Consider the following 14481-nt stretch of genomic DNA (forward strand, 5'->3'; position numbering starts at 1 on the left):
TGTTTGGTCCCTAAACCGTGTTCAAGTTTATCCAATCCGAGGGTAAACTTGTCAGTGTTTCGCAGTTCTAGTTTTGTCATTTTATTTTGCAATAAACCTTATAAAAGGAAATTCAACGAAAAAAGAGTGTTTAAAAAAGACAGAAATTTCCTAATTAAAAATATTCCACTATTTTTAAAAACTAAACATAAGAATAGCCTACTAGACCTACCTGAATGTTCCGAAATCCATTTTCTTTTGATGGCCGCATTAGACGGTTAGAGTACGGTCTTAGTTATTTGATCTATGTTATCCTTTACCTGGGCGTGTCATTTTTATGGCAAGAGTTTCCGTCAGCAGCGCTCTTTTTTTACCCCTTCATCTCGGTATTGATATGGTTTTTATTGGCTCAGGGGGCGAAACGATGCCACGATTTGGGAAACAGTGGTTTTTTTCAGTTCATTCCTTTTTATGGTCTGTTAATGGTGTTCCAAGACGGTAAAATTGGAATTAACAGGTATGGGCCAAATCCCAAGGAAGTTATCGTTTCTAGTAAAGGTTCAGAAGAAAATACCCTACAGTTACCACCAGGGAAGCTTTCCATTGTTCATTCTATGCTTCGGTTGAGTAGTCCAATCCTTATCAATGTGCTCCTAGCAGCAATACTAATGGAATATCTCAATGTCTCAGACATCGAACTGTTTATCTATATATTGATTACCGTTATTCCATGTCATTTTCTTGCTTTGATCATGAACCATAATTCCCATGCTTTGGGGATTGACGGAAAAGTGCAGTTCAAGGAAAGGATCATTTACTCCAGTGTATTTTATGTTTTGGTCCGCTTGTATACCCTTTATTTCAGGGCTACCGAAATTTATGTCCAAGCCATCTTTTTTGAATTGATAGTTGTGGGGCTGTTGCTATGCCTTACCTATTTTTCTTTTCAGCTTTATAAAGTCATTTTTGGAAATTCTTCCCTTACCTATGAAAATTAAGCACCATATCATTTTATCCGTCATCTTGATAATGGTCATCATCACGTTTGGCTTTACTTATAAATCCGGAGGTGGCAACAAAGCCATAGTTACTTGGTCGGAAAGACCGTTGGTCTGGGATGATTTTGAGTTGGTCAGATCCATGGAAGAAGACTATGTGGCAAGCATATATTCCAATATTGCTTGCCCTAAATTGATAACGGATAAAAATTCCAGGGTTTATGCTTACATGAATCCGAACCTTTCCGAGCGCCTAAGGGATGCCTATGATGGATATAATGTTTTGGTCCATGAACAATACCATTTCAATATTACGGAATACTGTGCCAGATTGTTGAGAAAAGAGATTGTAGCCAAAGGGCTTGGGGGCCTATCCTTTGAAACCATGGAATCCTTGCACAAAAAATATTCAAAAAAATTGGATAGCCTTCAAGGCGTATACGATAGTATTACAGGTCACAATGTCCATACCGACCGACAAAGATACTGGGAACTTCAAATAGACGATTGGCTTCGGGAGACTGCTTATTATGAAAATGAGGATATTCTCAGCTATTACAATTTCAGTAAGAATCGAACACAATTTTATCGTCATATCTATTTAACCCATACAAATAAGGTTCTGACCTCTTATCCGATTAGTGAGAATGATATCAAGTTTGGCGAATCCTATGAGGTATTCTATCGTAATCTTGATGAAACGGTCATCAAATTCTACAAAAATGGCAAATTGGTCAACGGAGGTCTTTTTAAGACTGCAATAACTCGGGTCTTGAAAAAAGAGGATGAAGTTTTTGAGATTCATTATCTGAACCCCAATGAAAGTTACAATCAAGATTTGGAAACCAGTTTGGTAAAGACCTATGTGGATGAAGCGGAAGATTTGACCGTTCATTATTTTAACCATAAAGGGGAAAGGATTAGCCAGAATTCAGTATACGAAACCCAGTGGAAATATAATCGTGACGAGCAGTCGTTTACTGCAACATACTATGATAAACAAGGAAAAATAAGCCTAAATCAAGAGGGCGTTTATCACGAAAAAAGAATATTGGATGAAGAAGAGCGGACCGTTGTCTTTATCAATCTGGATAGAAAAAAGAAATTAAAGAACGATAAGGAATTTATTGCCAAACGTGAGCTTGAATTCGACGAGAACCACAAAAGAACCAAATACAGGCTTTATGATGAGAATGGAGATTTTGCATTTCATTTAAACGACTACTATTTGGCCTATGACCATGATGAAAGGGGAAACATTATAAGAGTAACATCACTGGACGAAAATGGAAATAAGACTTATGACCAGAACGGCGCATCAATATATGAATATACCTATGACCTCTATGATAGGGAGACTCGAATTAGAAGATTCAACACAGAACACCGACCCATAGTGGCCAATGATGATTATTTCGAGAAGGTATATGAATACGATTCACTTGGTAAAATCAGATTTGAAGCTTTTTATTACCCGGGTAAAGTGCTCAAATATAGTGATACCCAATGGGGGGCAACAAAGTTTATCCACGAGGGGGATAGCATTATCAGGGAATACAACATTAATGCCTACGGGGACATCATCCATAACCAATACCATGTTGGCATTATCAAGAAAAGCCTTGACAAGAAGGGTTTGGTTGTTTCTGAAAGCTACCTCGATAGTACCGGTAGACCTGCAAAGACGGATGATGGTGTGGTGGAGTACAAATACCAATACGATGCACAAGACAATCAAATAGAAACGGCATGCTACGACTCTATTGGTGCACTTAAGGCATTTGAGACGGATGTTGCCATAATCCGATGGGAATATGACCAGAACGGGAACAAGGCAAAGACGACCTACTTCAATACACAGGGTCAATTGGCACATGCCGTTGACAGCATTACCTATAACATATACAAATACAATAGCAAAGGGGGGTTATTGGAGCGGACGAATTATGATATCAATATGAAACCTGGCTTGATCGATGGCGCTTTCAAAACACGATTTCTCTTAAATCAGGTAGGTCTCGATTCAATCAAATATGAGTACAATACAAATGGAAAGTTGAAATCGGGAGTTGCGATAACCCGATTTTTTTACAATAGGTACAACAAACTGACAAGAACCGAATATTTCGATTCCTTGAATCAGAGAACCAAGGACCCAGAGGGTATCAGCGCCATGAATACCCTTTACAACAAAAGACAACAAATTACAGGTTATGAATATTTGGATGAACAAGATAGATATACCAATAATTCGAGTGGTATATCGATTCAAACTTGGGTTTTGGATGAGCTGGGACATACCGTATCCCATAGCTATTATGATAAAAATCGTGAGCCTGCGATAGGACCTTCCGGCTACCATAAAATTGTATATGAATGGGCCGATATGGGCGAATTCTCCAAAGTAAAGCGATTCGATAAGGAGCTGTCCCCAATGGAGGATGAATATGGCACTGCCATATATGAGTATATCATGAGGCCTTCCGGTTTATTTGCAGAGGTGAGGCGTTTTAACAAACAGGGCCAACTGGCCGAAAATAGCCTTGGGGTCGCAATAACAAAATATACTCCTTACCTGGATGGATTGTATTATTTGGAGAAAGAGTTGGACGCCAATAGGGAAGCTGTAAACGATACGATCAATAAAGCGGCAGAGGAAATTCAGTGAGATTTGAGTAATTCTAGAAGACATTGAATTAGCTGACATAAATCAATGGTTTTGATCCCTCTCCCTAACCCAAATGATAGGTATACTCATTGGCATTTGTACTTCAGTAAATCATTTCGGTATTTAGAAACAAATAATCTTCACAGCATTCCAATAAACCGAAAGAAATGCCATTGATCAATTCAAGGCTATTATAACTGAAAGCAATACTTCCAAAAAGTGTGGACCCTGAGTTTTCTGGATATTCGAAAAGTGGGAGATTAAAAGTCGAATAATAAATTTAAAATGGAAAAATGAGAGTCTTTCTCCTTGTTATCATTCTACTTTCGGTAATTCACAGTTGTAAGCCTAAAGGAAAGTCAGAACCTAAAGAGCAATCTTTGTCAAGAATTCATAAGGACAGGTCTTGGGGCTATCTGGACACTAGAGGGGATACCTTGATTCCACTAGGAAAGTACGAGTTTTTAAATCCAATCGACGCCGAGGGAATGATATTGGCGCACAGCTCTGGAAAGTCTGGTTATATCAATATCCATCAGGACACACTCATTGATTTCATATATGAAGATCTGGGGGTCTTTTCAAATGGTCTGGCACCGGCCAAAAAAAATGGAAAGTGGGGTTTCTTGGACCGTAACGGAAACCTGATGATTCCGCATAGACTCGATAACGAAAGTTATTTTTATAGATGTGATATTGCATCGGCAAAAGTGGATGGAAAATGGGGATTTATTGATAGGTCTGGACAAACAATAGTTCCAATCATACATGATGGTGCTCGTTACAATAGGATTGACAGTCTAGTTGGCCTTAGGCTTGATAAAAAATGGGCCTTTTTTTCCTGCAACGGAGAACAGTTGACCGATTTCGAATATGATAAAATAACAGAAGGAAAGTACGACCAAAACAACTACACGTATTTTGAGAATGGCCCATGTTTGGTAAAGATGGAAGGAAAGTTCGGATATATCGATGCAAACTTCGAACCAATTCTTCCCTTTGGCCATTTTGAAAAGTACAACGCATTTGATGGCTCCAAAAGGGCCATTGTGAGGGCTTCCTCAAAGTTTGGACTGATAGACCAAGAAGGAAAGTTCGTTCTACCACCAAAATATGACACCATAGAAAACTTCCCGTATCCCTTGGGTCGATATAGGCTTAAATTTGATGGATTGTACGGGGTTTTTGACGCAAGTGCAAAGGAAATATTGCCGATTACCTATAGGACCATAACTCCAAATTATTTCAAGAACGATTCCATAACCATCGGTACACTGATTTTAAAAGATGACAATGGAAAATTTGGTGTGACCGACCACAATGGAACGCCATTGATACCTGTGATATTTGATTCCATAAGCAAGTTTGAGGAGGTCAATGGCCATAGTTACGCCATAGTACGGCGTGATGGAAATTATGGTGTCATCGATTCAAAAAACAGGGCGGTCATCCCTCTGGAGAACGATTTTATTTATTCGGATAGGTGGATGGAATATTTGATCGTGGAAAAAAAAGGTGCCGTTGGTCTATACACCAAAGAGGGCAAAGAAGTTCTCCCTCCCCAATACGATTATCTCAGACCGTGTTATTATGATAAAAACAACAGGTTTATTGCAGGCCAACATGGAAAACTTGGGTTGATCACCAAAGAAGGGAAAACCGTCATACCCTTTGAATATGACTATATTTCGAACTGGGTGGAATATGGGCCAAACGAACATTTTGTGGTAAAGGATGGAAAACATGGGCTTATCGATCGAGATGGGAAGACCACAGTACCACCGGAGTATGACCAAATTATCTACAATAACCCAACATTGATCAAGGTGGAACGTGACGGGCTATTTGGTACCATCGACCGAAAAAACAACATAGTGCACCCAATTAAATATGAGGAAATCTATTGGGAATGGCCTTATGTTACAGGACGTCCTTTGGATACCGTATTTGTAAAATACAATGGAGCATATTTTGCTACGGATATCAAGGCCAACAGTATTGATATGGACATATCGGAGAAATTTATAGCAGAAAAATTTCGATACCTATTCAATTAAATACCAATAGGGCAAGACCAACCGCGGCAAGCCTCAGACCTTCTTTCTAAGTAGGGCAATCTTTTTATCGCAAACTCATTGCGCTATGATGACTTGTTCACTTAGCAGTAGTACTTAAAGGGACATTGATATCGAAAGACTGATGTGTCCAACTCATGAAACCTAGATCGGGTTTAAATCCTTACATTTAAATAAAACTGTCTTCCATGCCTGCTATCCGATGGCTCTTTTTGATTGTGTTTGTTTTGGGCTATTTGACGGCCTGTTCCAATGATGATGGCTTACGGCCAAGATGTTTTCAAGAGGAGAATAGAAGGGTGATAGCGACTGTTTCCAATAGAACAGGCACTGTGATAGCCCCCGATTCGGACAAGCCTTTGTCCTGCAAAACTATTTATGTGATTCAGTATGAAGGTACTATTGAAGGCTTTACCATAGGTCTGTTGTGGGGCTGTAATTTACCCGAAGAGCTCAAAGAAAATGGTGCCAGGGTAGTATTCGATGGCTATGCTTTCGAAACCTTTGAAACTGAAAATATATGCGCGCATTTTTTTGAGTTCACACAGATTGATCGTATCGAAGAATAGCCGTCCGGTTGATCGACCCATTTCAACAGAATGGTCTTGAATTGATCATATGGCATACGGACTTGATGGCTATTGGTGGAATAGGGTTTCGGATCAATATAAAGTATGGTTTTGTGGCAGGGCATTTCGTTTCCCAAGTTGGTACCAACTTGGGAATTTTGGTTTTTAGGGGTTTTGTTGCCTGCTTTTTCCAATTATTCTGGTTTTTCAGACTATATCAAAGTCCAAATGAACCTAAATGGATTCAAGTGTGATATCAAGAAAATCGTTACCAAGTTGGTATGCTCTTGGGAATTTATTCCAAATAGCTTGTAGAGTTTTGTAGTGAAAGTCAAATCAGTGGAAGGGCCATCAAATGGATTCAAACCTATGGGGTGGCCCTTTTTAAAACTCAAAAACTATGGGAGCGACCATTATTACCACGGAAGACCTGATGGAGTTCAAAGTCGAACTTCTGGAGGATATTAAGGAACTATTGGAAAACCAAACGGGGCAAGCAACAAAAAAGTGGCTCAAATCCAATGAAGTGAGGGACCTGTTGGGCATATCCCCAGGGACCCTGCAAAACCTACGGATCAACGGGACACTGCCCTTTACCAAGATTGGGGGGATATTGTACTATGACCATCGGGAGATTATGGAGGTGTTGGAGCGGAACAAGGTCAACCCGAGATTTTAGATCTTTGGCGGACGTCAATTACATTTCGCACCTGAACGGGGTCTTTGGGCAATTTGCCAAGGACGACCGTTTGCACGCCTGCCATGTCAGTATGTACATGACCCTGTTCCATTTTTGGAATGCCAGCTATTTCAGGGAAACGTTCTATATCAATAGGGCCGAAGTGATGCAACTCTCCAAGATCGGGTCCACTTCTACCTACCATCGTTGTATCAGACAATTGGAGCATTGGGGCTATATCCATTACCAGCCCTCCCATAACCCGCTTAAGGGGAGCAGGGTCAAGTTGTTCGATTTTGGGACAAGTGCCGAACAAGTATCGGACAGCTACTCTGCTCATCATCGAACAAGTAGTGAACATCCCTTAAAAGGTATATATAAACCAAGACAAACAGTTAAAAACCTAAAAAACCATGGTAGCACTGGAAATTTTAAGGGAAATACCCCGTTTGAACTACAAAATGAGAACAAACCTGTTCGAGTTGTTCGATTTCAGGACAACCTGAAGACCACCGAAAATAAAGACTACGGGGAACCCTTATGAAATTGGATTATCCACATATCATCACCGAAGGAAGCGCGACCTATCGTATCGGGGAGCTTCAGGGCCATCAGGTTATTTATGACTTTGAGAAGATGCTTGCCTATTTGGAGGTCAAGGGGAAGCTGTTGTTCGGTGAATCCTTCAAAATTTATGATGAGGACAGGGGGGTGCTGTTCCAACTGTGCAACTACATGATCCGGGATTATGACCAATGCAAGAAAGCAGGGATAGACCCCAGAAAAGGACTGTTGTTGACCGGCCCAGTGGGTTGTGGCAAGACCAGTCTAATGCGGCTGTTGAAATATTTGGTGCCCCATCAACGGCCCTATGCGGTCATACCCAGTCGGAACATTGTATTCGGTTTCAACCATGTCGGTTATCGGCTCATTGAAGATTATGGCAACGGACAATTCTATTGTTTTGATGATCTTGGGGTGGAACCTATCGGCAGACATTATGGCAAGGACTGTAATGTCATGGGAGAGATACTGCTATCCCGCTATGACCTTTTTGTCAACCACAATATAAGGACCCATTGTACCACCAACCTGAATGCCAAGGAACTTGAAGAACGCTATGGGAAACGTGTTCGTAGCCGTATGCGGCAACTGTTCAATTTGGTGGCCTTCGATGCCAAAAGCATCGACAAAAGAACATAGCTTATCCTACTCAAGAAATCCGATTTGTGATCACATTCCCTTTGCTTTAGCTGCAAGGAACAGTTACTTGAATTCATCCATATCGTTATTTGATTTGATCAACTTCTCAGTTGCCCATTCCGGAAAATGACGTTTTTCGATGAATTCATTTTGGACGCTGTTCGGGTTATGAACAATACAGATGGCAATCCACCTATTTCTTAAGGTGAAATGTTATCGTTTCACATCATTTTACACTATATATTATGTTATTCACAAATAGCTGTATATCAGTATTTTGATTGGGTATTTCCAGTACTTTTCGAGTGTCAATAAACGTCAAATCCTAAACCGTTTACGATATGCGAAAATCATTCTTCTTTACCCTTTTGATGCTCTTGACCTCCAGTGCCCTCTTGGCCCAGATCGGAGGTATCGAGGATTCCGTCAACGATATTTCCAATACCATCCGGGCTATTTTTCCCATCATACTGGGCGTTATTTTCCTGGTGGGCTTTCTCTTTAATGCGGGCCATTTTTTTGGGGAGAACTCGGACCTTAAAAAAGGCATCACCCGGGTACTGGTCTTTGTGCTGATCGCGGGGGCCGTTGTGGGCATCTTTACCTATCTCATTGGAATCGTGGTCTAATGAAAAGCTACAGCGTCTATACCCATATTCGGAAGCGGGCCATGATATTAGGATTGCCCATGGCCTTCTTCGCCCTGCAGATGGTGGCGGTCATCGGCTCCCTGATGATCATCATCTTTAGCTTTCGACTCAGTGTCATCGTGGGCCTGCTGTTGTTCAATGTCCTACTTTATGGGGCATTGGGCCAGTGGGTCAAAAGACCTTTCCGATGGTTCGGTCCAAGCCCGTTTCCCCATACCATCAGTAACAAGAACCTAAGTCCGCTCAACCATGGCTAAGATCAATCTCCAGTCCCATCACCCCATTCTCGATATCCAGAACCATGTGGTCTTTGCGAACAATGGTAATGTAGTACTTTGTTATCAAGTTGAACTACCTGAGATCTACGCCCTTTCGGAAGCCGATTTTGAGGAGATGCATACCCTATGGTTCCATGCCTTCAAGTCGCTGCCGGTCGGTACGGTCATCCACAAGCAGGACCTGTACCAACAAAAGGGATTTGATGCGGAAGGGCTTCCACGGGATACCTTCTTGCAGCGGGCAACCTATACCTATTTTCATGGCAGGGAGCATCTGGTCCATAGCTCCTACCTCTTTTTTGTCCTTCCCCTGGACAGGACCCTACAGGCAGCTAAATATGTCAATCCCTTTCGGAGAACGGAAAAGGGGTACTATCGCAAATTGGATGTTCAGGTGGCCGAATTCCTAACGGCCGTTACCGATGCGGTGACCTATATCAACCACTCCAAGAAGGTCACCATAAACCCCATGTATACGGATGCCATCCTGAATCATACCCATAGCTATTTCAATGGCTTTAATGTGGATCATGATACGGCTATCCAATGGAACAAGGGGGATATTGAGATCGGGGACCATTTTTTTGATATGATGGCAGTGAACAGTGAGGGATGCTTTAAGGGTGGCGTACAAAGCAGCAGGCCCCATGATCGGTTGAGTTCCGATGAGTTTGTTTTCCATCAGGGATTTTTGGATGGCTTGGGGCTGGACCTGACCGAAAACCATATGGTCAACCATATCCTTTATCTGGACGATACCCACCAATGGCGTAGAACCTTGGAGAAGAAAATCGAGGAGCTATCCAAAAGCTCCAATTTTGGAACCCAGAACAAAGTTGTCCTTGGAAAGATCCAAGAGACCCTTGCCCAGATCAATACCGATGATACGGCACGAATCATCAGGGGGCACCTTAACGTGTTATTTTGGCATCCAGAGCGAGAGCGCTTGAAAGGAGTGGCCTCCCAAATCAAGACCAAGTTCAAGGAGCTGGACATTCGTCCCTATCAACCCAGCAGGGAAGAGCGGAAACATTATTTTTTGAACGCCTATCCCTGCCATGCGTCCAATTTTTCCAATGAAGACCTTTTTGTGACCGACCTGAAGCACGCCCTTTGCCTTTACATCAATAGCACCAATTATCGGTCGGACGTTTCCGGGGTGCTCTTCAATGACCGCCAATGCAATATTCCTGTACTCAAGGATGTTTGGGATGCCGATAAGAAACGGGTCAAGGCCCGAAACTTTGCCATCTTTGCCCCCACTGGGGAAGGAAAATCCTTTTTGGCGAACCATGTGCTGCGTCAGTTTTTCGAATCCGGTGTCCGATTGGTCATCATCGACCTAGGGGGCTCCTATGCCAAATTTGCCCAGCTCTATCCGGACGATCATATCCTGCTGCGCTATGAACATGGAAAGAACCTGGGCATCAATCCCCTTTATATCAATGGTCAAGCGGACCTGACACCTGAACGTTTGGAGGACCTGGCCCAGTTCCTTTTGGAGCTCTTGGCCGAAAGCCATGTGACCAAATCCAAGGAGGTGGCCCTTAAAAAGGTGCTGTTACACTATTATCAACAGGTCGGGCATGGCCATTCCCTGGATACCCTTTACCAATTTGTGGATGATCACAAGGACCGGTTGTTGAGCGAACTTCAAGTGTCGGAAGATGATTTTAATGTCTATTCGTTTTTGCTCATTCTTTCGGAGTATGTGGGGAACGGGCTCTACAGCTTTCTCTTCCATGAGGATGGTGACCGGTCCTACCGTTTGGAGGACAAGCGCTTGATCGTTTTTGAGTTGGACGAGGTCAGGGACAATAAGGAGATTCTCTCGGTGATGCTCAAACTTATCAAGTCGGCCATCCAACGGACCATTTGGCGGAACCGATCTGAGAGGGGCCTGATTCTTTTTGATGAGTTTGCCAAGCAATTGAAATTTCCCAAGGTTTTGGAGAGCGTGGAGTTCTATTATCAGGCCATACGGAAACAGAACGGGGCCATTGGGATTGTCCTTCAATCCATTAACCAGTTACCGGAGAATGCGACTTCCGCAAGTATACTGGAAAACACACAGATCATCTACAGCCTGAGAAACGAAAAGGGCTACAAAGCCTTAAAGGACAGGTTCAACCTGAGCGGTCATGACCTGAACCAGCTCAAGTCCATCCGCAACCAGTTGTCGGGGGAACGGAAATACACCGAAATCTTTATCAAGATCGGAAAGGAGAGCAATGTTTACCGTTTGGAGGTCCCTCCCGAGGTCCATGCCGCTTATCTGACCGACGGGACAGAAAGCACCGAAATCATTCAACTTTATGAAGGGACGCAGGATATGGAGCAAGCCATCAAAGCATTTATTCAACTTAAAAAAGAAACCCTATGAAGACAACAAAGCTACAAGCCATCAAGCAAAAAGCTCTGACCTTGGTCATGGCCCTAACCGCTAGCCTATTATTGCCAGCAGGCGCTGCCAGCCAGGGGATGCCGGTATATGACAATACGAACTTTATCAGTATGACCAAGTCTTTGGTGGAGTCCGCCAAACAGACCTCGGAACTATTGAAGACCGTTGCGTTCCTGAAGGAACAAAAGGACAATATCGTGAAGGTGAATACGACCATCAAGCAGTTGAAGGCGGTCAGGGAATTGGTGCGGAACAACGAGCTTTTGTTTAGAACGGTGCAGCAAGACCTTCGTGATATCCTGAATTCCCCGTATATCAGGGCATCGGAGGTCGAGCAAATATCCAAGTCCTTTGAGCAGATCATGGATACCGCCATCGATGACCTTGATTTTGTCAATCAGGTGCTTTCCAGTGATTTTTTGAAGATGACCGATGCGGAGCGCACCGCTATTTTGATGGAGAAGAAAGAAGCGTCCCGGGAAATGGTGGCGGAACTGGAGGTCAAGACCCGACGCTATCGTGAGATCATTTCTTTTCGCAGGATGCAGGACATCATCAATCATCGGGAAGAAAAATATTGATGATGGGATATTTCTTGGGCATAGGATTGGAATATGTGGATGCGGTCTTTCAGACCATCAAGGACAGTGATTTTTCACAATATACCATGGTAGGGATGAAAGCCTTGGCGGTATTCCTGTTCTTGGTCAATATCCTTAAAAAATACAATGAGGGCATCGCCACCACCGATGGACATACCTGGGGACTGACACCAACGGAACTGGCCAAGAATTTCTTGATCGTGCTTTTGGTGCTCTTTTCCACCGAGGTCTTAGGGGTCTTTGATGGTATTTTGGTCGCCATTGAATCCCAATACCGGGACACGGCTCCGGCACTCCTCCCTTTACAGCTGCAGGATGTGGACCTGGAACGGGATGTGGGTGCCCTGGAAGCCGCCAAAAAAGCCATGGCCCTGTTGTACGAGGCCTTGGTGACACCCTTGTACGGATTAAAGCTGTTTGCCTTTGTGGTCGGTCTGGTCCTTTGGTTATTGGACATATTTATCTACCCGCTCTTTTTGGCAGAACGGTATTTTCTCTTGGGTATCATGCAGGCATTTTTTCCCTTGGTGATTGCGCTGTCGGTATTTGAGAAGTTCCGTAGCCTGGCCTACACCTATTTCAAGCTCTATGCCGGGGTCTATATGATGGTACCGGCCTTTTTCTTGGTCAATGTCTTTGTCAATAATCTCTACACCGAGATCACCACCCATTTTTGGGGCAGTCTCTTCGGTACGGACTGGGGCGGGGAATTCTTTGCCCCGGTCATTGAACTGGGGTCCATCGGTTTTATCGTATTGCTCAAGTTCAAGCTATACCGCAAGGCCAGCAGTTTTACCCTTCGCTTGTTCACCGGTTAATATTAGATAGTTATGAAAACTCCCTTTAAGCACATACAACAGCAATTGCGTTTGAACCGCCTCGTGGTATTGACGGTAGTCCTGGTTTCAGGTATGGTCTGTGTCGTATCCATGGTGTTGGTCGTTAGCACGCATCGACAGGCCATGGCCAATGCCTTTATGGTCAGTGACCAGGGTGCGGTACTTCCCTTACGTTGGGACTATGGGCGGGAGCATCTGGAAGTGGAAGCCCTGGCGCATCTGGAACAGTTCCATCGCTGGTTCTACGATTTGGACGCCGGAAGTTTTGAACGGAACATGGAAAGGGCCCTCTGGTTGGGCAATGCCTCCGTGGGCAACCTGTACCGTCAAAAGAAATCAGAAGGCCTGTACAATCGGCTTTTACAATATTCCCTGGTCCAACAAGTGGAAGCAGTGCAGTCCGAAATCACCCTAGGGAAAGAGGTCCATGAGTTTAGGACACGCACGGTGTTCCACATTATCCGGGGTGAGGTCACCGATACCTATGAACTAATTACTACGGGAAAATTGATTGTCGTAGAACGCAATTTTCCCCATAACCCTCACGGGTTGTTGATCACCGATTTTTTTGAAAACTCCTTACGTAAAATAGAAGCAAATGAAACTACAGAAAAATAAGATCGTCTTTGTCTTGGTTGTGGTCTCTGTGGTCCTGTTTATGACAGTATACAGCTTATGGACCTTTGGAGAGGATGAGCCCTCGGCCCTGGAACCGAATCAAATCCCTTTGCCCGAACTGGAGGGAAACACTATGGAGTACGAGTCCAAACTCGAGGCCTTGGATGCCCTTAAGGAAGAACGAAAGGTTACGGCCCCACCCCTTTATCCGGAACATATGGTGGACGAGAAGGGGTATTTCAACCCTGATTATATGGAATATGAAAAACAGCGCATCATTGATAGCATTTATCGATCTCGAAATTACGGGGAGGCGTATTCCAAGGTGCCCCAAATGGAAGTTCCCGTGGACAATGCGAAAGAGAGCGGTGAAGACATCGATGGGGCAGTGGTGCTGGAAGACCCTGTAGCCACTCAAGAAATGGCCTTGCAACAGCAATTGTTCTTTGCATCCAATCCTGTGGTGGAACCAGAGATTAATGGGCGTACCGATACGTTGGTTCGGGTTCGGGTCGATGGGACCCAAACGGTTCGGCAACATACCAGGTTACGGATGCGGCTGATGGAAGATGCCGTTGTTCATGGAAGTAGACTATCCAAGAATACGCCTTTCTATGGATTTGTCAGCTTTAAACCCAATAGGGCCATCATTACCATAGACCGCATGGCCCATAAACCTATTGATGTGGTAGCCTATGACCTTCAGGACGGTAATGAAGGAATATATGTGATGAATACGTTTCGGGCAGAGGCTACAAGGGAAATCACAGCGGATGCCATCGGGGGCATCAATATTGGGGGCATGCCGCAAGTGCGGGGAATCAAATCACTTTTACAAAGGGACAACCGTAACGTCAAAGTCACCCTTATGGACAATTATCAACTGGTATTAAAGCTCCCAAAGGGACACTAAAACCTA

General features: G+C 43.6%; 14 protein-coding genes. All 14 read left to right on the forward strand.

The window, feature by feature from the left end; genetic code table 11:
• Positions 1-215 precede the first annotated feature (215 nt).
• The gene (locus RBB12_RS11665) at positions 216-977 is read left to right on the forward strand and encodes a DUF805 domain-containing protein (protein ID WP_306014164.1); all 762 of its coding nucleotides are present in this window, start codon (positions 216-218) and stop codon (positions 975-977) included.
• The gene (locus RBB12_RS11670) at positions 967-3645 is read left to right on the forward strand and encodes a hypothetical protein (protein WP_306014165.1); all 2679 of its coding nucleotides are present in this window, start codon (positions 967-969) and stop codon (positions 3643-3645) included. The genes RBB12_RS11665 and RBB12_RS11670 overlap by 11 nt, the downstream gene beginning before the upstream one ends.
• 380 nt (positions 3646-4025) lie before the next feature.
• Entirely contained in the window at positions 4026-5702 is a 1677-nt protein-coding gene (locus RBB12_RS11675) for a WG repeat-containing protein (protein WP_293290074.1), read from the forward strand.
• A gap of 206 nt (positions 5703-5908) precedes the next feature.
• Positions 5909-6289, forward strand: coding sequence for a hypothetical protein (locus RBB12_RS11680; protein WP_293290075.1), 381 nt, complete (start codon positions 5909-5911; stop codon positions 6287-6289).
• Between the two features lie 400 nt (positions 6290-6689).
• Positions 6690-6968, forward strand: a complete 279-nt coding sequence (locus RBB12_RS11685) for a helix-turn-helix domain-containing protein (RefSeq protein WP_293290076.1) — start codon at positions 6690-6692, stop codon at positions 6966-6968.
• 4 nt (positions 6969-6972) lie between these two features.
• A complete protein-coding gene (locus RBB12_RS11690) occupies positions 6973-7512 on the forward strand; it encodes a hypothetical protein (RefSeq protein WP_293290077.1) in 540 nt (179 codons plus the stop codon).
• Positions 7509-8171 carry an ATPase gene (locus RBB12_RS11695; RefSeq protein ID WP_293290078.1) on the forward strand — a complete coding sequence of 221 codons (663 nt, stop codon included), beginning with the start codon at positions 7509-7511 and terminating at the stop codon, positions 8169-8171. Before RBB12_RS11690 ends, RBB12_RS11695 begins: the two co-directional genes overlap by 4 nt.
• A 341-nt stretch (positions 8172-8512) precedes the next feature.
• Complete coding sequence (locus RBB12_RS11700; protein WP_293290079.1) at positions 8513-8800, forward strand: hypothetical protein; 288 nt, start codon at positions 8513-8515, stop codon at positions 8798-8800.
• Entirely contained in the window at positions 8800-9078 is a 279-nt protein-coding gene (locus tag RBB12_RS11705) for a hypothetical protein (RefSeq protein WP_306014166.1), read from the forward strand. Before RBB12_RS11700 ends, RBB12_RS11705 begins: the two co-directional genes overlap by 1 nt.
• Complete coding sequence (locus RBB12_RS11710) at positions 9071-11482, forward strand: TraG family conjugative transposon ATPase (protein WP_306014168.1); 2412 nt, start codon at positions 9071-9073, stop codon at positions 11480-11482. Before RBB12_RS11705 ends, RBB12_RS11710 begins: the two co-directional genes overlap by 8 nt.
• On the forward strand, positions 11479-12084 hold the full coding sequence (locus RBB12_RS11715; RefSeq protein WP_293290082.1) for a conjugal transfer protein: 606 nt from the start codon (positions 11479-11481) through the stop codon (positions 12082-12084). Before RBB12_RS11710 ends, RBB12_RS11715 begins: the two co-directional genes overlap by 4 nt.
• Complete coding sequence (locus RBB12_RS11720) at positions 12084-12923, forward strand: hypothetical protein (RefSeq protein WP_293290083.1); 840 nt, start codon at positions 12084-12086, stop codon at positions 12921-12923. Before RBB12_RS11715 ends, RBB12_RS11720 begins: the two co-directional genes overlap by 1 nt.
• Before the next feature lie 12 nt (positions 12924-12935).
• Positions 12936-13562: a conjugal transfer protein TraK gene (locus RBB12_RS11725; protein WP_293290084.1), complete on the forward strand. Its 627-nt coding sequence runs from the start codon at positions 12936-12938 to the stop codon at positions 13560-13562.
• Positions 13543-14475, forward strand: coding sequence for a conjugative transposon protein TraM (gene traM / locus RBB12_RS11730; protein WP_293290085.1), 933 nt, complete (start codon positions 13543-13545; stop codon positions 14473-14475). Before RBB12_RS11725 ends, traM begins: the two co-directional genes overlap by 20 nt.
• The last annotated feature ends 6 nt before the right edge of the window (positions 14476-14481 follow it).

Source organism: Allomuricauda sp. MMSF_3307, assembly GCF_030733585.1.
Classification (GTDB): Bacteria; Bacteroidota; Bacteroidia; order Flavobacteriales; family Flavobacteriaceae; genus Flagellimonas.

What these genes read in the sequence shown, in the direction of transcription:
- RBB12_RS11700 (WP_293290079.1), top strand. Translation starts at nt 8,513, where the DNA reads ATGCGAAAATCATTCTTCTTTACCCTTTTGATGCTCTTGACCTCCAGT.
- RBB12_RS11715 (WP_293290082.1), top strand. Translation starts at nt 11,479, where the DNA reads ATGAAGACAACAAAGCTACAAGCCATCAAGCAAAAAGCTCTGACCTTG.
- RBB12_RS11725 (WP_293290084.1), top strand. Translation starts at nt 12,936, where the DNA reads ATGAAAACTCCCTTTAAGCACATACAACAGCAATTGCGTTTGAACCGC.
- RBB12_RS11705 (WP_306014166.1), top strand. Translation starts at nt 8,800, where the DNA reads ATGAAAAGCTACAGCGTCTATACCCATATTCGGAAGCGGGCCATGATA.
- RBB12_RS11680 (WP_293290075.1), top strand. Translation starts at nt 5,909, where the DNA reads ATGCCTGCTATCCGATGGCTCTTTTTGATTGTGTTTGTTTTGGGCTAT.
- traM (WP_293290085.1), top strand. Translation starts at nt 13,543, where the DNA reads ATGAAACTACAGAAAAATAAGATCGTCTTTGTCTTGGTTGTGGTCTCT.
- RBB12_RS11710 (WP_306014168.1), top strand. Translation starts at nt 9,071, where the DNA reads ATGGCTAAGATCAATCTCCAGTCCCATCACCCCATTCTCGATATCCAG.
- RBB12_RS11695 (WP_293290078.1), top strand. Translation starts at nt 7,509, where the DNA reads ATGAAATTGGATTATCCACATATCATCACCGAAGGAAGCGCGACCTAT.
- RBB12_RS11685 (WP_293290076.1), top strand. Translation starts at nt 6,690, where the DNA reads ATGGGAGCGACCATTATTACCACGGAAGACCTGATGGAGTTCAAAGTC.
- RBB12_RS11670 (WP_306014165.1), top strand. Translation starts at nt 967, where the DNA reads ATGAAAATTAAGCACCATATCATTTTATCCGTCATCTTGATAATGGTC.
- RBB12_RS11665 (WP_306014164.1), top strand. Translation starts at nt 216, where the DNA reads ATGTTCCGAAATCCATTTTCTTTTGATGGCCGCATTAGACGGTTAGAG.
- RBB12_RS11720 (WP_293290083.1), top strand. Translation starts at nt 12,084, where the DNA reads ATGATGGGATATTTCTTGGGCATAGGATTGGAATATGTGGATGCGGTC.